Origin of the sequence: Pseudomonas sp. D3-27 (assembly GCF_051132165.1) — a bacterium.
In the GTDB taxonomy this organism is placed as follows: Bacteria; Pseudomonadota; Gammaproteobacteria; order Pseudomonadales; family Pseudomonadaceae; genus Aquipseudomonas.
On record NZ_CP071667.1, the window covers coordinates 2776038 to 2794837 of the forward strand.

15 protein-coding genes are annotated in these 18800 nt (G+C 62.2%); 9 read left to right on the forward strand and 6 right to left on the reverse strand.

Annotation, left to right across the window (positions count from 1 at the left end):
- Genes J3P92_RS12720 through ligD form a run of 3 tightly spaced genes read left to right on the forward strand, consistent with a single transcriptional unit; the run spans position 1 to position 4776 of the window.
- Positions 1-1002 carry a methyltransferase gene (locus tag J3P92_RS12720; protein ID WP_420763997.1) on the forward strand — a complete coding sequence of 334 codons (1002 nt, stop codon included), beginning with the start codon at positions 1-3 and terminating at the stop codon, positions 1000-1002.
- On the forward strand, positions 974-2137 hold the full coding sequence (locus J3P92_RS12725; protein ID WP_420763996.1) for a carboxylate-amine ligase: 1164 nt from the start codon (positions 974-976) through the stop codon (positions 2135-2137). Before J3P92_RS12720 ends, J3P92_RS12725 begins: the two co-directional genes overlap by 29 nt.
- Positions 2134-4776 (forward strand): DNA ligase D, encoded by a 2643-nt coding sequence (gene ligD, locus J3P92_RS12730; protein WP_434651051.1) that lies wholly within the window; start codon positions 2134-2136, stop codon positions 4774-4776. Before J3P92_RS12725 ends, ligD begins: the two co-directional genes overlap by 4 nt.
- Before the next feature lie 109 nt (positions 4777-4885).
- On the opposite strand, the gene J3P92_RS12735 is transcribed toward ligD, so the two are convergent.
- Both J3P92_RS12735 and J3P92_RS12740 read right to left on the reverse strand, forming a co-directional pair.
- Complete coding sequence (locus J3P92_RS12735) at positions 4886-9031, reverse strand: CheR family methyltransferase (protein ID WP_434651053.1); 4146 nt, start codon at positions 9029-9031, stop codon at positions 4886-4888.
- A 153-nt stretch (positions 9032-9184) separates the two neighbouring features.
- A complete protein-coding gene (locus J3P92_RS12740; protein ID WP_420763993.1) occupies positions 9185-9796 on the reverse strand; it encodes a Yip1 family protein in 612 nt (203 codons plus the stop codon).
- A gap of 167 nt (positions 9797-9963) precedes the next feature.
- Between J3P92_RS12740 and J3P92_RS12745 the strand changes: the two genes are divergently transcribed.
- The 3 genes from J3P92_RS12745 to J3P92_RS12755 are packed head-to-tail and all read left to right on the forward strand — an operon-like array spanning position 9964 to position 11443.
- Complete coding sequence (locus tag J3P92_RS12745) at positions 9964-10464, forward strand: CinA family protein (protein ID WP_420763992.1); 501 nt, start codon at positions 9964-9966, stop codon at positions 10462-10464.
- A gap of 9 nt (positions 10465-10473) precedes the next feature.
- Positions 10474-10992, forward strand: a complete 519-nt coding sequence (locus tag J3P92_RS12750) for a hypothetical protein (protein ID WP_420763991.1) — start codon at positions 10474-10476, stop codon at positions 10990-10992.
- A gap of 7 nt (positions 10993-10999) precedes the next feature.
- Positions 11000-11443: a DUF421 domain-containing protein gene (locus J3P92_RS12755; protein ID WP_420763990.1), complete on the forward strand. Its 444-nt coding sequence runs from the start codon at positions 11000-11002 to the stop codon at positions 11441-11443.
- A 62-nt stretch (positions 11444-11505) separates the two neighbouring features.
- Here J3P92_RS12755 and J3P92_RS12760 read toward each other — a convergent pair whose 3' ends face one another.
- On the reverse strand, positions 11506-12363 hold the full coding sequence (locus tag J3P92_RS12760; protein ID WP_434651054.1) for an SDR family oxidoreductase: 858 nt from the start codon (positions 12361-12363) through the stop codon (positions 11506-11508).
- Positions 12364-12548: 185 nt separating this feature from the next.
- On the opposite strand from J3P92_RS12760, the gene J3P92_RS12765 reads away from it, so the two are divergent.
- Positions 12549-12953, forward strand: a complete 405-nt coding sequence (locus tag J3P92_RS12765) for a VOC family protein (RefSeq protein WP_434564019.1) — start codon at positions 12549-12551, stop codon at positions 12951-12953.
- A gap of 147 nt (positions 12954-13100) precedes the next feature.
- Here the strand turns inward: J3P92_RS12765 and J3P92_RS12770 are convergent, their stop codons facing one another.
- On the reverse strand, positions 13101-14249 hold the full coding sequence (locus tag J3P92_RS12770) for a MalY/PatB family protein (protein ID WP_434651056.1): 1149 nt from the start codon (positions 14247-14249) through the stop codon (positions 13101-13103).
- Between the two features lie 212 nt (positions 14250-14461).
- Here J3P92_RS12770 and J3P92_RS12775 point away from each other — a divergent pair, with 212 nt between their 5' ends.
- Complete coding sequence (locus tag J3P92_RS12775) at positions 14462-14725, forward strand: DUF2790 domain-containing protein (protein ID WP_420763986.1); 264 nt, start codon at positions 14462-14464, stop codon at positions 14723-14725.
- A 71-nt stretch (positions 14726-14796) separates the two neighbouring features.
- Here J3P92_RS12775 and J3P92_RS12780 read toward each other — a convergent pair whose 3' ends face one another.
- Positions 14797-17037 carry a molybdopterin cofactor-binding domain-containing protein gene (locus tag J3P92_RS12780; RefSeq protein WP_434651058.1) on the reverse strand — a complete coding sequence of 747 codons (2241 nt, stop codon included), beginning with the start codon at positions 17035-17037 and terminating at the stop codon, positions 14797-14799.
- A 14-nt stretch (positions 17038-17051) separates the two neighbouring features.
- Complete coding sequence (locus tag J3P92_RS12785; RefSeq protein ID WP_420763984.1) at positions 17052-17525, reverse strand: (2Fe-2S)-binding protein; 474 nt, start codon at positions 17523-17525, stop codon at positions 17052-17054.
- Positions 17526-17785: 260 nt separating this feature from the next.
- Here J3P92_RS12785 and J3P92_RS12790 point away from each other — a divergent pair, with 260 nt between their 5' ends.
- Positions 17786-18715, forward strand: coding sequence for an MBL fold metallo-hydrolase (locus tag J3P92_RS12790; protein ID WP_434651060.1), 930 nt, complete (start codon positions 17786-17788; stop codon positions 18713-18715).
- Positions 18716-18800: the final 85 nt, after the last annotated feature.

The following is an 18800-nucleotide window of genomic DNA, read 5'->3' on the forward strand; positions in this document are numbered from 1 at the left end:
ATGAATCAGGAAGACCGCCTGTCCGAACCCGACCTGGCGCTGCTGCAGCTAGGTCGTCGCCTGCACGCTGACGGCTACCGTTTCATCACCCCAACGCCGCTTACTCACGAGCGCGTCAACCAGCGGCCAGGCAACGAGCGCTCCAAGACCTTGCGGGACGTTTTCGGCTGGTCCCGGCCCTTCGCGCCGGGGCTTATTTCCGCCGACGAGCAGCGTCAATTGCAAGAAGCAGAAGTGTTGGAAGAACACGACGGCCTGCTGCGCAGCCGCGTGCGCTGGTCAAGCCTGGACGGCATGCTGTTCGCCCATTCGCAATTTCCGACCCAGGCCAACGACGCAGTGTTCTTCGGCCCCGACAGCTACCGTTTCGCGCACCTGATCCATACCCATCTGCAACAGAACTTCACGGCCGTGCATCGCGCGGTGGACATTGGCTGCGGCGCCGGTGTCGGGGCGATGGTGATTGCCCGCGCCCGTCGCGAAGCCCAGGTACTGGCCATCGACATCAACCCGATGGCCTTGCGGCTGTGCGCCGTCAATGCGGCGCTGGCCGAGGTGGCAAATGTCGAGATCGCCCGCAGCGACGTGCTCAAGGACGTCGAGGGCGACTTCGACCTGATCGTCGCCAACCCCCCGTATATGGCCGACCCCGCCGAGCGTGCTTATCGCCATGGCGGCGGAACGCTGGGCGCGGGATTGTCGCTGCGTATCGTCGAACAGGCATTGCCACGGCTGACACCCGGCGGTTCGCTGGTGCTCTACACCGGCGTGGCGATGGTCGACGGTCGTGATCCGTTTCTGGAGGCTCTGGGCCCTTGGCGCGATTCACCGCAGTTCGCCTGGACCTACAGGGAATTGGACCCGGATGTGTTTGGCGAGGAACTGCTGACACCCGGTTATCAGGACGTGGAACGGATCGCCGTGGTGGCGTTGGTTGTCACCCGCACGGGTGCGGGTATCGGAGGGAATATCGATGAACAGGCGTCTGAAGTTCGGCATTGAAGAGGAATATTTCATCACCGATCTGCAAACCCGCCGCATGCCCGATCAACCGTCGGCGGCGGCGGTGACGGCGTGCCGGGAAGAGCTGGGCAAGCACTTCGCCCATGAAATGTTCCAGAGCCAGGTGGAAATGGCTTCGCCCATCTTCCGCAGCCTGGCCGAAGCGGCCGATTACCTGGCCCAGGTGCGTAACGGCCTGACCCAGCGCTTGGCGCCCCATGGCCTGGGATTGCTCAGCGCCGGATCCCATCCAATGGCGACCGTTGGCTTGCAACCCACCGACGAGCTGCACTTCCAGCAGTTGTTCGACGACTACCAGCGCGTGGCGCGCCGCAGCGTCCTGTCGGGCCTGCACATACATGTGGAAGTGCCGGGCGATCATGACCGGGTCAAGGTGATGAATGAGGTGCTGCCCTGGCTGCCGATGCTGTTGGCGCTCAGCGCGTCATCGCCGTTCTGGAACGGCGCCTACAGTGGCTTCAGCAGTTATAGGCAAGTGGCCTGCGATGAATGGCCGCGCATGGGCGTGCCGGAATTCTTCGAGGACGAATCAGCCTTCAATGGCTACGTGGACATGCTCACCCGCACCAGCTCCATCCGCCAGCCCAGCGATTGCTGGTGGGTGATCAGGCCTTCCTCGCACTATCCGACCCTGGAGCTGCGTATCTGCGATGCCTGCCCACGGACCGAAGATGTGCTGTGCCTCGTCTCGCTGTTTCGGCTGATGATTGCCCACGCCGTCGCCCAGCCCAAGCCAGGCGCCCACTACAGCTTGATGTCCCACTGGATCCTCAAGGAAAACCGCTATCGGGCCAAGCGCCACGGCATCCTCGCGGAATTTATTGTCGAAGGCCAGGAGCAACCGATGCTGATTGGCGAGTGGCTGAACCTGGCCGAGCAGACCTTCGGCGACACCGCGACGGCGCTGGGCGTGCAGGACGTGTTCAAGCAAGCGCGCCGGATCATCCAGGAGGGCACCAGCGCTGATCGACAAGTGGTCCTCTACGAGCAAGGCCTGCTGCTGGGCGATACGACCGAAGAGGCCCTGGGCCGGGTGGTCGATCAGCTGTTGTCGGAAACCGCCGGTTTGCCGGTGGCCGATCCCACCCTCGCGCAAGTTGCAGGTGGCCAATGACCAGCAAAACCCTCGACGACTACAACCGCATGCGCGATTTCGGCGCCACCTCGGAGCCGTCGGCGAAGCGCTCTCGCAAATCGGCAAAAACCACCCACGCGTTGCAGTACTGCATACAGAAGCACGATGCAACTCGTCTGCATTACGACTTTCGCCTGGAGCTGGATGGCGCGCTCAAGAGCTGGGCGGTGCCCAAGGGGCCGTCCCTGGACCCGAAGGTCAAGCGCCTGGCGGTTCACGTTGAAGACCATCCCATCGATTACGCGACGTTCGAGGGCAGTATCCCGGAGGGGCACTACGGCGCGGGCGACGTCATCGTCTGGGACCGGGGCGTGTGGATTCCACAGGGTGACGTGCACGAAGCCTACGAAAAAGGCCGGCTCAAGTTCGAGCTGCGGGGGGAAAAGCTCGCGGGGCTGTGGAACCTGGTGCGCACCCATATGCCGGGCAAGCAGGAACAATGGTTTCTGATCAAGCATCAAGATGACGCCGCCCGGCCGGAAAGCGAGTACGACGTGGTGCAGGCCGAGCCCGACAGCGTGCTCAGTGACCGCACCATCGTGCCCAAGCGGCGGGGCAAGGCGGCCGCCGCCAGGGCTGTAAAGCAGCCGGAAAAACCCGCCAAGGCGAAGCCATCCAAAAAGAGCGGCAAGACCACCCTCAGCGGCGCCGTGGCCGGGCCCATCCCCGAGACCCTCAAGCCGGAACTGGCGACCCTGGTGGAAAGCGCACCCGATGGCGAATGGCTCTACGAAATCAAGTTCGACGGCTACCGCGTCATGGCGCGCATCGATAATGGCGACGTGCGCTTGATTACCCGCAACGGCCATGACTGGACCCACAAACTGCCGAAACAGGCCGAGGCTCTGGCGGGGCTGGGGTTGGAATCAGCCTGGCTGGACGGTGAAATGGTCGTCGCCGACGAGCAAGGCGTGCCGGACTTCCAAGCCCTGCAAAACGCCTTCGACGCTGGCAGCAGTGGCAAGATCGCTTATTACCTGTTCGACCTGCCGTACCTCAACGGCATGGACTTGCGCAAAGTGCCGGTGGAGGAGCGCCGGGCGGCGTTGGCTGCGGTGCTGGAACCCAACGAAGACCCCTTGCTGCGTTACTCCGATTCCTTCGAGGAAACCCCGCAAGCACTGCTCAACAGTGCCTGCCAGATGCGCATGGAAGGGCTGATCGGCAAGCGCCAGGGCAGCGCCTATGTGTCCCGGCGCAGCAGCGACTGGATCAAGCTCAAGTGCAAGAACCGCCAGGAATTCGTCGTGGTCGGCTTCAGCGAGCCGAAGGGCGCCCGCAGCGCGTTTGGCGCCTTGTTACTGGGCCTGCATGACGTCGACAGCGGCGAGCTGCGCTATGCCGGCAAGGTTGGCACCGGTTTCAACGAAACCACGCTCAAAAGCATCCATCAGCAGCTGTTGCCCCTGGAAACCAAAAAGGCCGCCGTGGTCAATCCGCCCACAGGGTATGACGCCAAGGGTGTGCACTGGCTAAAACCGGAGTTGCTGGCGGAAGTGGCGTTTGCCGAAATGACCAAGGAAGGCTCGGTACGCCATGCCGTGTTCCATGGCCTGCGCAATGACAAACCGGCAAAGGCGATTACCCAGGAATTGCCCAAAACCGTGAAAAAAGCGGCGGCCAAGGACAATGCTGAACCGGCGCCGGCCGAGCCGAAAGCCAAATCCAAATCCAAGGCCACGGCCACGGCCACGGCCACGGCCAAGACCACGCAGTCGCCAACCTTGGAAGGCAAGGTCCGCATTACCCATCCGGATCGGATTATCGACGCGAGCAGCGGCACCACGAAGATGCAACTCGCCGAGTATTACGCCAGCGTTGCTGATTTTATCCTGCCGGAGCTGGCCGATCGCCCGGTGGCGCTGGTACGGGCGCCGGATGGCATCGCCGGCGAGTTGTTCTTCCAGAAGAACCCCGAGCGCCTGGCAATTCCCGGCATCACCAGCCTGGACAAGGACCTGACCGGGCAACCAGTGATGATCATCAACAACGCCGAAGCGCTGATCGGCGCGGTACAGATGAGTACCGTGGAGCTGCACACCTGGAACGGGACTTCTGCCGATCTGGACAAGCCTGACCGCTTCGTCCTCGACCTTGACCCGGACCCGGCGCTGCCGTGGAAAAGCATGGTGGAAGCCACGCAATTGACTTTGTCAGTGCTGGATGAGCTGGGCCTGAAGGCGTTTCTAAAGACCAGCGGCGGCAAGGGCATCCACATTGTCGTGCCGATTACTCGCAAGTTGGGCTGGGACGAGGTGAAGGGCTTCAGCCATGCCATCGTCAGCCACATGGCCAAGCTGTTGCCCGATCGCTTCTCGGCAGTGTCGGGTCCCAAGAACCGGGTAGGGCGGATCTTCATCGATTACCTGCGCAACGGTTTGGGCGCAACCACCATTTGTGCCTACGCAGTGCGTACCAGGGAAGGGCTGCCGGTGTCGGTGCCCATCTACCGGGAAGAAGTGGCCGAGCTCAAGGGCGCCAACCTTTGGAACGTGAACAACGTCCACGAGCGGCTGGCGGAGGTGGGGCATGAGCCTTGGGCTGACTTGCCCAAGACCCGCCAGAGCATCACCGCCGACATGCGGCGGCGGATTGGGATGAAGAAGACTGCGAAGTAGCTTGATCGGCCTCGCTTTTTTGGCGAGGCAGTGAGTAGCTAAAAATAACCCGCCTCTGTGGTGAGGGAGCAAGCACCCCCGCTACAGAGGCTGTTCTAGCCAGCCCCAGCTAGTAAACCCGCGAACGCCGCAACTGCTCGATCGTTTCAATCAACTCGTCATAGGACACCGGCTTGCCGATGTGCTGGTCGAAGCCCGATTGTTGTGATTTATGCAGGTCGATGGACGCACCGTAGCCCGTCAGGGCGATGGCCGGGATGTATTTGATGTGAGGCAGCTCGCGCAGCGCCTGCATCAATTCATGGCCATTCATCTCCGGCATGCCCAGATCGGAGATCACCACGTCGAAACGGGCGTCCTTGGCGGCCTGCAAGGCTTGCAGCGGCTGGTCGAAGGCGACCACGTTGGCGTCTTCCATTTCCAGCAGCAACTTGAGGGTATCGAGCACGTCCGGGGAGTCGTCCACCAGCAACACCGTCAGGCCGCTCAGGCGTCCCGACTGTTCCTCGCAAGCCTGCGGTTTGGGCACGATCGCGGCATTGCTCAGGGGCAGGCGAATCGTGAAGGTGCAACCTTTGCCCAGCCCCTCGGACTTGACCTCGACGCTGCCGCCGTGGGCTTCGGTCAATTGCCGGACCAGTGACAGGCCGATCCCCAGGCCTTCGCGCTGGTGTGTCGCGTGTTGGGTCTCGGCCTGGCCGAACAGGTCGAACACTTCGCTCAGGTGCTCCGCCGCGATACCCACGCCGGAATCCTTTACGTCCAGGCGCGCCATATGGTCGTCGTGGCTGGCGACCAGTTGCACGCGGCCGCCGCTAGGGGTGAATTTCAGCGCGTTGTTCACCAGGTTCCAGATGATCTGTTCCAGCCGGGTCGGGTCGGCATTGACGATCAGTTCTCCATTGGAACCCTCGGGCAGGTCCAGAGTGACCTTGTTGGGATGATTGTCGTTGATCACCACGGTGTAGATGTCTTGCAGCACCCGCGCCAGATCAACGGCTTGGCGCTTGAGCTTGAGCTTGCCGGTGCGGACACGGGCCACGTCCAGCAGATCGTCAATAATGCGTGCCTGGCTGTTGACCGCATCGCAAATGGTATTGACGGCCCGGGCCGCGGTGGTGGCGGCCTTGGTCACCGGCAGGCGGCGAAGCAATTCGGCGTTTAGCTGGATCAGGTTCAGCGGGTGCTTGAGCTCGTGGGACATGACGGCGAAGAACTCATCCTTCAAATGGCTGGAGTTCTGGGTTTCCATGAGCCGCTGGGTCTGTTCCTCGTGCAGGCGCTTGTGGCCGGTGAGGTCACGGGCAATCTTCACGTAACCCTGCAGATATTCGCCGCTGAGCAGTGTGACTTCGCCGCTGCAGAAGAAGCGGCTGCCATCCTTGCGCTGGTGCCAGCGCTCGTCTTCGCAACGGCCTTTGGTTCGAGCGGTGCTCAATTCTGTTTCGGGTACGCCAGTGGCGCGGTCCTCGGGCGTGAACACGAAGTCGTAGTAACTGCCTTCGGCTTCGCTCTTGGTATGCCCGAAGATCAGCTCCGCCCCGGTGTTCCAGCTGGTGATCACGCCGTGCTCGTCCAACAGGATAATCGCGTAGTCGCGGGTGCTTTCAGCCACAAGGCGCATGCGTTCCTCGCCCAAGCGCAGCTCTTCTTCGGCCGCGCGACGCTTGGTGATATCGATGAAGGTCAGCACCGTGCCGTCGATATGATCTTCGCTGGAGCGGTATGGCAGCAGCCGGGCAATGTACCAGCGAGCGTCGCTGCTGCTGACTTCGCGCTCGATCATGTTCAGGGATTCGAATACCTGGGTGGCGTCCGCCGCCATGTCCGGGTAGTCCAGCCGATGGGTGATGTCCAGCAACGAACGGCCGGTGTCCACCGGCAGCATGCTGAAAATCTCCGTGGCCCGAGGCGTGAACCACTTGATGCGCATGCTGCGGTCGACGAATACCGTGGCAATATCGGTGGAGGCGATCAGGTTGGTGAGGTAGTCGTTGATCTTGTCGGTTTCCTCCACCTTGGTCTTGAGTTCGTAGTTGACCGTCAGCAGTTCCTCATTGATCGATTGCAGCTCTTCCTTGCTGGTCTCCAGCTCCTCGGTGGCCGATCGCAACTCCTCGTTGATGGCCTGCATTTCTTCATTGGAAGCCTTGAGCTCTTCGCTGGAGACTTCTGCCTGCTCGATGGTGTCCTGCAGGTGCGACTTGGTGCGCTGGAGTTCGCGTTCCAGGTTGGCAAGCACTTGGTTTTCGGTCTGGCTGGTAATGGCGGCAACCTGCTGGCCGGGGTCGACTTCTTCCTCTTCGAAGACGACGAGCACAAAGTCGCCATCGGATTGTTCGTCGCGATAGGGCTGGACCAGCAGGTCCACCAGGAAACGCCGTCCGTCGCGTTCCATGTTGACTTGGCGTGACTTGACCGGTTGGCCGTTCTGGTTGACCTGAAACAACGCCGTGCGGATTTCCAGGCGCAATTGCGGATTGATCAGCGTCAGCAGGTTGCGCGACATTTCGCCGCCGACATGGCGCAGGTAGCGGCCGGCACTTTCGATCATGTGCAGGATGTCGCCATTGTTGTCGACAATCATGCTGGGCGGCGCGGCACGCTCGATGGCGCGCAGGTGGATATCGGCGAACGAGACTTTGCGTGGCACCGCGACCTGGGGCGGGACCAACGCCGAGGTACTGCGCACATAACCGCCACGGGGCATGGTCGGTGTGCGGCGGCTGCTGGCGGTGCCGTACTTGGCGCGGAAGATCCGGTTGCGCTTGTCCACCGGGCTGAACAACTCGCTGCAGGCGTCGGCCGATTCCGAAGAGCCGAGAAACAGATAGCCGCCCGGCCGCAGGGCAAAGTGGAACATTTGCAGGATTTCACGCTGCACCTCGCGGTCGAGGTAGATCAGCAGGTTGCGGCACACGATCAGGTCGATCTGCGAGAACGGCGGGTCCGAGAGTAGGCTGTGCTTGGCGAACAGCACCCGTTCGCGGACTTCCTTGCGCACACGGAAAGTCGAGCTTTCCTTGACGAAGTACTGGCGCAGGCGGGTGGGCGGTACGTCGGTGATGATCGCTTCGGGGTAGGCCCCGCCGCGGCCCACCGTAATTGCCCGCTCATCGATGTCGGTGGCGAATATCTGCAGCTTGGCGTTGCTGGCATCGTGTTGCAGTTGATCGCTGATCAACATGGCCAGGGTGTAGGCTTCCTCGCCGGTCGAGCAGCCGGCCGACCAGACCCTGATTTCCTCCGGCGGGACGCTGCCCGGTTCCACCGGCTTGAGCAGGTTGGGCAGTACGTCGCGCTCCAGGGCTTCGAAGGCCTCACGGTCCCGGAAGAAGTTGGTCACACCGATCAGCAGGTCACCGAGCAGGGCCTTGGTTTCCTCCGGATGACTCTGCAGATAGCTGTAGTAGGCGTTGAGGTCCGGTTGGGCGGTGACTTGCATGCGTCGTTCGATACGCCGCAGCACGGTGGCCCGTTTGTAATGCTTGAAGTCATGGCCGGTGCCTGCCCGCAGCTGCACCAGGATGTCGTGCAGCGATTGCTCGGCGGCAACGGCTTCTCGCTCGGATGTCGGCGGCTGGGTATGTATCTCAGGGTCGTTGGCGGTCGGCAGGCGGATGGCCTGGGAGTTTTGCCACAGCTCCAGGAGTTTTTGCGGCATTTCCGCCACCGGTAGCACCAGATCGACCATCTGGGTGTCGATGGCCGCCTGTGGCATGCCATCGAATTCGGCGTCCTGGGGCGACTGAGCGAGGGTCACCCCCCCTTGCTCCTTGATTCTTGACAGACCCACGGCACCGTCGGAACCGGTGCCCGACAGCACCAGGCAAAACGCGCGGTCCTTGTGCACATCGGCCAGGTCACGGAAAAACAGGTCGATCGCCACATGCCCACCCTGGCGCGGTTCGGCCGGGGTAACCTTCAGATACCCGTCGTTCATCGATAAATGATGGGCCGGGGAAATCACATAGACATGGTTCTTCTCGATCGGCACCGCCTCGGTCACCTGCAATACAGGCATCTTGGTGGATTCCTGGATGATCTTGTCGGCGATGCTCTGATAATCCGGCGCCAAGTGAAGTACGATCACGAACGCCATGCCGTTGTCCTTGGGCATGTGCTCGAAAAACTGCTTGATGGCCTGCAACCCACCCGCCGAGGCGCCGATGCCCACGACGGCGAAATCCAGGTGACTGGGGCTCAGCTCCTTTCGTTGTGGAACGTTGGGAGAGCGTTTGCTTGGAGATGACATATTAGGTTAGGCCTTAAAGGGCGGCGGGGCGGTCCAGCGCTGCCGACTCGATTTCAGGATGCAAAGCCGCAGGATAGTCGTGTTACACGAACATTGCGAAATTGACGCTTCGCAACACCGCCGCCACCGTCATTGTGTACCTCAAAACCCCGTTCAGCCTACCGGAACCCGCAAATACTCCGGCTGCAAATAGTTGAACCACAGCAGGATCATCTCCACCAGAATCGTGACCAGCACCAGCAGGCCGACGCCCCAGACACTGGCCGAATACAGTAGGCCCTGTTCCTTCTTCAAACCCATGAACTTAGGCAGGCCGACGAACAGCAGGAAAGTCGAGTACACCGAAGCCGCCAGCAGGACCGCCACTGCCAGCCATCGGCTGGGGTACACGCCGAATATTCCGGCCAGGAAGTAGGGGGTCGCGGTGTAGGCAGCGAAACCGATGCATTGGTTGACGGTTGGCCGGGCCTCGAAGGTGCGCGACATCCAGCGGATGAACAGCCCCATCAACGTCACGCCGACAACGATGGTCACATACAGCAAGACGCACAGCTGCAGCGCACTGGCGTGGCTGAGTCGCACGGTTTCGTTTTCGGCCAGACTCCAACCGGTCCAAGTGGTACCGACGAACAGGCATACCGCCGGAATCAGTGCGAGCAACAGAAGATGCGCCAGGTAATGGTGGGGATGGGCCTGTTCCTGCTCGCGAATGTCCCCCCAGGCGAATTCCGGATGGGTGAACAGTTTGACGAAAAGCACGGACATAACGACCTCCTGATCAAGACAGCCTCTGCATGAGGCTCATACCGTTATGAGGTACAGGAATGACCAGGGGTTTCATTTATTTGACCGCTTGGCGCGACGGCGCGATAAAGGGAATGATTCGAGGCGGCGGGGGTCAACCCATCAGCATCCATGAAGGACTGTATGCCATGACTGTTGCCCATTCCCTGATCGAGTACATGCGTGAACATGAGTTGCGCCTGACCACTGCCGAGTCCTGCACCGCAGGGCTTATCGTCACGCTGTTGGCCGAAGTGCCGGGCAGCGGTTCGCTGATCGAAAGCGGTTACGTGGTGTATTCCCCCGAAGCCAAGCAGCGGCTGCTGGGTGTCAAGCCGCGGACCATCGATACCTTCAACCTGACCAGCCGCGAAGTCGCCGAGGAAATGGCTTTTGGCGCATTGCGCGACGCCAACGCCAACGTGGCGGTGGCCACCACCGGCCTGCTCGGGCCCGACGATAAGGACGGCATTCCCGCCGGCACGGTGTGTTTTGCCTGGGCGTTCGAATTGAACGGGCAGCGCGCGCTGTTCAGCCGCAGAGAGCGTTTTTTCGGCGATCGGCGCCAGGTGCAACGGTTATCCAGTGAATACGCCTTGCAGCAATTGCCCAGCTATCACCGGCGCGCCATGGCGGGTGAACGTCGATAGGAGGACCCCATGACCGACCAATGCGAACAGGACGATCATCGCAGTCGCCAGTACCCGGTGTGCGAGGACATGGCGTTCCAGCACAAGGTCTGGCGTTTCGAACGGGTGGGTTGGTATGCGTTGGTGCTGCTGGTCTTGTTGACGTTGCTCGGACTGTTTTCCCATGGGCCACTGAGCAATAGCGAGATTCACAGTGCTGACGGCAGCATCGGGGTCGAATACGAGAGGTTCCATCGCAACGGCTCGACCAACCCCGTGATCGTGCGCTTGAAGGGAGCACCCAATGCAGTGCTGGAAATCGAGCTCGGGGGCGACTGGCTGGAGGGATTCGACGTGCAAAGCGTGCAACCTACGCCCATGCGCTCGGCCGCCGCGGGTCCGGGCATGAAGCTCTGGCTCCAGGCGGATGGTCAGGGGCAGGCGAACCTGCACCTGTCATTGCTCAGCGAAGGCCTCGGCACGTACCAGAGCCGCATCGCAACGCCCAACGGCGCCGTGGTCACGTTCAGTCAATTCATCTTTCCTTAGGTGACATATGGATTCGGTACTGCGAGCCGCCGCGATGTATGCGGTGCTGATGGTGTTGTTCAAGATCGCCGGGCGTCGTTCGTTGGCGGAAATCACCACGTTCGATTTCGTGCTCTTGATGATCATTGGCGAGGCGACCCAGCAAGCGCTGCTGGGGGATGACTTTTCGATGACCAACTCGTTCATGGTCATCGTCACGCTGATCGCCATTGATGTCGGATTTTCGTTGCTCAAGCTGCGCTCCGACTGGGTGTCCCGGCTCATCGACGGCGGCCCGACCATCATCGTCGAGGACGGGCGCATCCTCCAGGGCCGTATGCGCCACGCACGGCTGGTTGAGGCGGACATCATGGAAGCGGCACGCTCGAGCCAGGGCATCGAGACCCTGGACCAGATCAAATTCGCGATCATCGAGCGCAATGGGAAGATTTCGGTGATTGCCAAGGAGTGATCAGAAGGGCGCTTTCCGTGGCGAGGGAGCAAGCTCCCTCGCCACGGAATATGTGCCTGCGCTTACAGGATCGGCTTGCCCCCCGTCACCGCATACCGCGAGCCGGAGATGTAGCTGGACTCATCCGACGCCAGCAGCACGTAGATCGGCGCCACTTCCACCGGTTCGCCGGGGCGGCCCAGCGGCGTCTGGGAACCGAAATTCTGCACTTCTTCCTCGGGCATGGTGGCGACGATCAGCGGCGTCCAGATCGGCCCCGGCGCAACACTGTTCACGCGAATACCCTTGGGCCCGAGCATCTGGGCCAGACCGCCGGTAAAGTTGGCAATGGCGCCCTTGGTCGTAGCATAGGCCAGCAGCGTCGGCTTGGGCATGTCGGAGTTGACCGATGTGGTGTTGATGATCGAGCCTCCGGCCTTCATGTGCGGCACCGCGGCCTGGCAGATCCTGAACATCGCCGTGATGTTGATATCGAACGTGCGCACCCATTCTTCATCGGGAATTTCTTCGAGGGTTTCATGGGTCATCTGGAACGCGGCGTTGTTGACCAGGACATCGATACGCCCGAAGCGCGCCACGGTTTCATCGACAACCTTGCGACACTGGGCCTTGTCGGCAAGATCGCCCGGCAGCAACAGGCACTGGCGACCGGCCTGTTCAACCCAGCGCGCGGTTTCCTTGGCATCTTCGTGTTCGTTCAGGTAGGAAATGGCCACGTCCGCGCCTTCACGGGCGAAGGCAATCGCCACGGCGCGCCCGATGCCGCTGTCGGCGCCGGTGATCAGGGCGATCTTGTTCGCCAGGCGTCCTGAACCTTTGTAACTCTGTTCGCCGCAGTCTGGATAAGGGTCCATTTTCTGCTGGCTGCCAGGTACGGGTTGGTTTTGCTTAGGGAAGGGTGGGGTTGGGTAATCGGCCATTTTAGTTCTCCATCTCCAGTGGTTGCGATGGACGGTGGACCCTGGGGTTTTGGCCGGAGTTCGGTCGGATTTTCCTGCCGGTCGATAAGCGTGACCACGAGCGTTTCATCGACCGATCACCGATTAAGGTGAACGTGGGCGAAGCCGCCTTTTCCAATCGAATAAGGTCTCAGAAGGAGAAGGGCATGTTCAGTCATATACAGATCGGCGCGCGCGACCTACCGAAGATGGTCGCGTTTTATGATGCGGTCCTGGGCTGCCTTGGCCTGGTGCGCATGGACAGCGAGGACGACTCTGGCCCACCCGGCGAGGGCTGGCATCAGCCCGGCAGGCATTGGCCGCAGGTGTTCGTCCAGGTGCCCATCAACGGGCTGCCGGCGACCTGGGGCAATGGGATGCAGGTCAGCTTTGCCGCTGAATCACAGCAAGCCGTGCGCGAGGCCTGGAAGATGGCGATGGACATGGGAGGTTTCGACGAAGGCGAGCCGGGCCCGAGGCCCCAATATTCGAAGGATTACTTCGGCGCCTATTGCCGGGATCCGGAGGGGAACAAGCTGTGTTTTGTGCATACGCCGGATATGCATGACTGACTTCGGCATGGGCGGTGGTGGAGGCTTCTGTGGCGAGGGAGCTTGCTCCCGCTCGGTCGGCCCGACGCTTCGGGCGCAGCGACCGCAAGATTTTGGGGCCGCTTCGCAGCCCAGCGGGAGCAAGCTCCCTCGCCCCAGGGGATCCGGTCAGGTTCGGGATTTCAGGCTACGCTCCATCCGCGCAATCCCTTCCTCCAGCAACGCCCGTGGGCAGCCGAAGTTCAGCCGCACGAACTGCCCCGCGTCGTCGCCGAAATCCAGCCCGGCGCTCAGGCCGACCTTGGCTTGCTTCAGGAAAAAGCCCTGTGGGTCGTCCAGCCCCAATCCGGAGCAATCCAGCCACGCCAGGTACGTTCCCTGCGGCACGGTCATGGTGATGCCCGGCAAGCGGGTCTTCACTGCCTCGACCAGGTAATCACGATTGGCCTGCAAATACCGCTTCAAGGCCTCCAGCCACGGTCCCGCTTCGCTGTACGCGGCGCGGGTGGCCTCCAGGCCAAGGGCGTTCACACTGTCGACCATGCCGGCCCTGGCGCCGTTGACCCGCTCGCGCAGCTTGGCGTTCTGGATGATGGCGAAGGAGGTTTTCAGCCCCGCGATGTTATAGGCCTTGCTGGCGGACATCAGGGTGATGGTACGTTCGGCAATGTCCGCGCCCAGGCTGGCGGTGGGGATGTGCACGCGGCCATCGAAGCATAGCTCGGCATGGATTTCGTCGGAGATGATCCAGGCGTCCTGCTCGACACAAATATCCGCCACCGCCTTGAGTTCGTCGCGACCGAATACCTTGCCCAGCGGGTTATGCGGATTGCTCAGCAACAGCGCGCCGCCGCCCTGCAGAGCATCCCGTAGTTCGGCCAGCGGTGTGCGGAACTCGCCATCGACCGTGTCGAATGCCAATTCCACCTTGTTCAGGTTCCAGTTACCAGGCGCGTTGCGTAGCGGTGGATAGTTGGGCACCTGCACCACGACGTTCTGCTGCGGTTCCACCAGCGCATGCAGTGCCATGTTGAAACCCGGCTCGACCCCAGGCAGGAATAGGATTTGCTGGGGCTCGACGCGCCAGGCGTATTTGCTCCAGAGATCGGCGACGATGGCCGCGCGCAGATTGTCCTGGGCAACGCTGTAGCCGAGCATCGGGTGCTCCAGGCGTTTGCGCAGCGCATCGACGACGACCGGTGGCGCGGCGAAATCCATATCGGCCACCCACATTGGCAATACATCCGCCGGGTAGCGGCTCCACTTGGTACTACCGGTGCCGTGGCGCTCGAACACCAGGTCGAAATCGAAAGTCATGGTCGTTCCATCAGGTCAGGGAATGGGGATGGCGCCATGATAAAGCGTGAACGGCATGATTGTATCGCTGTGTATCCAGACCCTTTGCCGATACGCACTGATTCCTTTGTGCCAGTCGATGACACACCCCAGATACCTCGCCGGCGTCAAATGAGCCCATCGAGACAGCACAAGCCGTCTCAGCTACTCACTCAAACGTCGGAGACATCGCCATGAACGTCAAGAATCTCAGCATTGCTTCACTGTTCGCCGTCCTCAGCCTCGGCGCTCTGGCAGCCAACGCCCAGGACGCCGTCAAGCCGCATACCTACATGTACGGTGATCACCTGGACATCGCCAAGGTGCTGTCGGTCAAGCAAGGGATGGGCTCAGGCTGCGGCGTCGTCGAGTCGCGAATGACCTACCTGGATTCCACCGGGGCGATCCAGGCGCTGGACTACAGCGCGATCGAGCAGGATTGCGGTCAGGGCAATTGAAGAAACGGGTGTCCCATGTGGCTGTGGCGAGGGGATAAAACCCCTCGCCAAGGTTTGGCGTTCGCTCCCAATCAAGCCAGGCTGAACGGCAACTGCCGCAGGGGTTTGCCCGTCAGGCTGGCAATGGCATTGGCAAACGCCGGGGCCAAGGCGGGCAGGCCGGGTTCGCCCATGCCGGTCGGTGGCTCAGCGCTCGGGACGATGTGGACGGCAATTTGCGGCATGTCGGTGATACGCGGCACGCTGAAGTCGGCAAAGTTGCTTTGTTGCACGACACCGTCCTTCAACGTCACGGCGCCACCAGGCAGGCACATCGACAGGCCCATCAGCGCAGCGCCTTGGACCTGGGCTTCGATGCTGCGTGGGTTGACCGCCAGATTGCAGTGCACGCCCGCCGTGACGTTATGGAGCACGGGACGGCCATCCTGCACCGAGGCTTCGACCACGTAGGCCACCACCGAGCTGAACGACTCGTGCACCGCCACGCCCCAAGCTTGACCGGCGGGTAACTGGCGCTTGCCGTAGCCGCTCTTGTCCACCGCCAACTGTAGCGCGTCGCGATGACGCGGGTTCTGGTCGCCAAACAGCTTCATGCGGTACGCCACCGGGTCCTGCTTGGTCGTGCGGGCGATGTCGTCGAGCAGCGTCTCCATCACGAAGGCGGTGTGGGTCGAGCCGACGCTGCGCCACCACAGTACGGGCACGTTGAGCTTGGGATGATGCACCGTCAATCGCATCGGCAGCGGATACGGATCGCGCAAGCCTTCGGTGGCGGTGGGGTCGATGCCGTTTTTCATCTGCCCGGCGAACAAGGTGCCGGTCAAGATGGATTGCCCCACCAGCGCGTGGTCCCAGGCCAACACCTTGCCGCTGTCGTCGAACCCGATGCGTGCGCGGTGAAGGTGCATGGGGCGGTAGTAGCCGCCCTTGATGTCGTCTTCACGGCTCCAAAGGGTGCGGATGGGGGCATCGAGCCCGGCGGCGCGGGCCGCCTTGGCCACTTCGCAAGCCTGTACGACGAAATCATTGGTGGGCACGCCGCGCCGGCCGAAGCCACCGCCCGCCGTCTGCACATTCACCTGGACCTGCTCAGGCTTGAGATTGAGCACCTTGGCCGCTGCCGCGCCGTCGCCGCCGGGAAACTGCGTACCCACCCACAACTGCGCACGGCCCTCGGACAGCTGGACGGTGCAGTTCAGCGGCTCCATGGGCGCATGGGCCAGATAAGGAAATACGAACTCGGCTTCCAGTTGATGGGGCGCCGACGCCAGGGGCTTCATGTCGGCATCGAAGTGGAGCGGTCCGGATTGGCCGGCCAGTTCGCGGTACTGGGCCAGTTGTTTTTCCGTGTCGACTTTTTCGACCTTGGCAACGTCCCATTCGACCTTCAGCGCATCACGCGCCAGCTTGGCCTGCCAGTAGCCGTCGGCGATCACCGCGACGCCTTCGGCACCGCCGTCCAACGGCACGCGCAGCACGGCTTTTACACCTTTGGTCGCGCGTGCGGCGCTGTCGTCCAGGGAGGCGATGCGGGCGCCGAATACCGGTGGATGGGCGACCACGGCGGTCAGTTGCCCCGGCAGATGCACGTCGATGCCGAAATCCTGTTGCCCGCTGCTCTTGGCCTTGGCGTCGAGGCGGGTGGTGGCCTGGCCGATGAGGCGGAAGTCCTTGGGGTCCTTGAGCGTGACCTTCTCCGGCACGGGCATCGCCATGGCGGCTTCGGCCAACTCACCGTAGGTGGCCTTGCGACCGCCAGGGCCAAGCACCGCGCCGTTTTGCGTGGTCAGGCTGGAGGCGTCGACATTCCAGCGCGCCGCTGCGGCGGCCAGCAGCATTGAACGGGCCCGGGCGCCCAGTTCGCGGTATTGGGTGTAGCTGTTCTTGATCGAATTGGAGCCGCCGGTAAGGTGAATGCCAAAGGCCGGATCCATGTACGCCGCGTCGTTGCTGCCGTTGCGCGTGCGCACCAGGCTCCAGTCGGCGTCGAGCTCTTCGGCGAGGATCATCGGCAGGCCGGTCTGCACGCCCTGGCCGAACTCAAGGCGATTGATGGTCACCGTCACCTCGCCGTTAGGCGCGATCTGGACGAAGGCAGAGGGTTGCTGGGTCGGCTTGAGTGGGCCTTCGCCCGCGCCGTTGGCCTGTTCGGCCAGGGCCAGGTGAGGAAAAGCCCCCAAGGCCAGGCCGCCGATGCCGACGATCTTGAGGAAGCTGCGGCGGGGCAGGGTCGCGGGACCGTCCGCGTCATCGCGTTCGAGCAGGTGCTGCAAGGCTCGCGGAAGTTCGGTTGGAAAAATCTCGTTCAGCATGGCGCAACTCCCTGTCAGGCGAGGGCTTTGGCGGCGTCGGCCACCGCGGCGCGGATTCGTGCGTAGGTGCCGCAGCGGCAGATATTGCCGGCCATGGCCGAGTCGATCTCGGCCGGTGTCGGCTGCTTGCCCTTGGGCTGGGCCTTGAGAAACGCGGTCGCGCTCATGATCTGCCCGCTCTGGCAGTAGCCGCACTGCGCCACGTCATGCTTGACCCAGGCTTCGTGCACCGCGGTGCCTACCGGGTCGCTGCCGTCGGTGGCCGCCTCGATGGTCGTGATCTTCCTGCCAACCGCCGCGGCTATCGGCGTCACGCAGGAGCGAATGGCCTGGCCATCCAGATGAACGGTGCAGGCGCCGCACAAGGCCGCACCGCAGCCGAACTTGGTGCCGGTCATGCCCAGGGTGTCGCGCAGGGCCCAGAGAATAGGGGTGCCAGGGTCTACGTCAACCGTGTGCTCACGGCCATTGATATTGAGGGCGCTCATAGTCGGACCAGCTCCAGATGGTTGGGCACCGATTACTATAGAAAGCATTGGGCGCGATAGCTTGCACGATCCGGTCCGATGATTGCCCAATCTTGCAAATCACCCAGCCGTTCGTTTGAAACGACCACGCCAAGATGTGGGCACGGCATACCCGCGTATGATATCGGGCGCGCCATACCGCGATGCACACTCGTCCTCCAGGTGATCCGTTGTTCTGCCAATGGATACGGATTCGCCTCATCCAGCACAGGAGAGCGATCATGACGATGCATCTGCAAGACACGCCGCAAAAAACCATCCAGGGAGTATCCGCGACCGAGGAACTGGTTCCGTCGCGCTACGCACTCAAGGTCGGCGACATCGATGTACTGGTGGTGAGCGACGGCGTGCTGCCGCTGCCGACCTCGACCATGTCCACCAATGCCGACCCCGCCGCACGTGCTGCCTGGTTCAAGGACATGTTCCTTGGCCCGGACGCGTTCGATTGGGCGTTGAACGTGCTGGTGGTGCGCAGCGGCGAGCAAACCCTGCTGGTCGACGCGGGGCTGGGCGGGCAGTTCCCCGGCTTCCCACGTGCAGGGCTGTTTCCAAAGCGGCTGGAGGCGGCCGGCATCGAGCTTTCCTTCATTACCGACGTGGTCATCACCCATATGCATATGGATCACATAGGCGGCCTGCTCGTCGACGAGGTACGGAACCGCCTGAGCCCGGACGTGCGGATCCATGTTTGCCAAACCGAGGTCGATTTCTGGGCGGAGCCTGACTTCTCCCGCACCGTCATGCCCGCGCCGATACCGGACGTGCTGCACACGACCGCGCGGCAGTTCATGGAGGCATACCACGACAAACTGCACACCTTCGAGCAGGAGCATGAAGTGGCGCCGGGTGTCGTGGTCAAACGCACCGGCGGGCATACCCCGGGGCACAGTGTGGTGCATGTGACGTCTGGCCGCGAAAAGCTCACGTTTGCCGGCGACGCCTTGTTTCCGGTGGCTTTCGACCATCCCGATTGGCAAAACGGCTTCGAGCATGACCCTGAAGAAGCGGTGCGCGTTCGCGTACGGTTGATGCAAGAGGCCGCGGCAAGCGGGGAGCTGTTCGTGGCGACCCACCTTTCGTTTCCTTCCGTGGGCCGTGTGGCGGTGGATGGCGACGCGTTTCGTTGGGTGGCGGGGTCCTGGGATTATTGAGTGCTGGCTGGGCTTGGATGTCAGTTCGGGCCCAGCGTAACGAACCAAGTCGCGACGTTGTCACTTCGAACTCAGTTGCACCGGC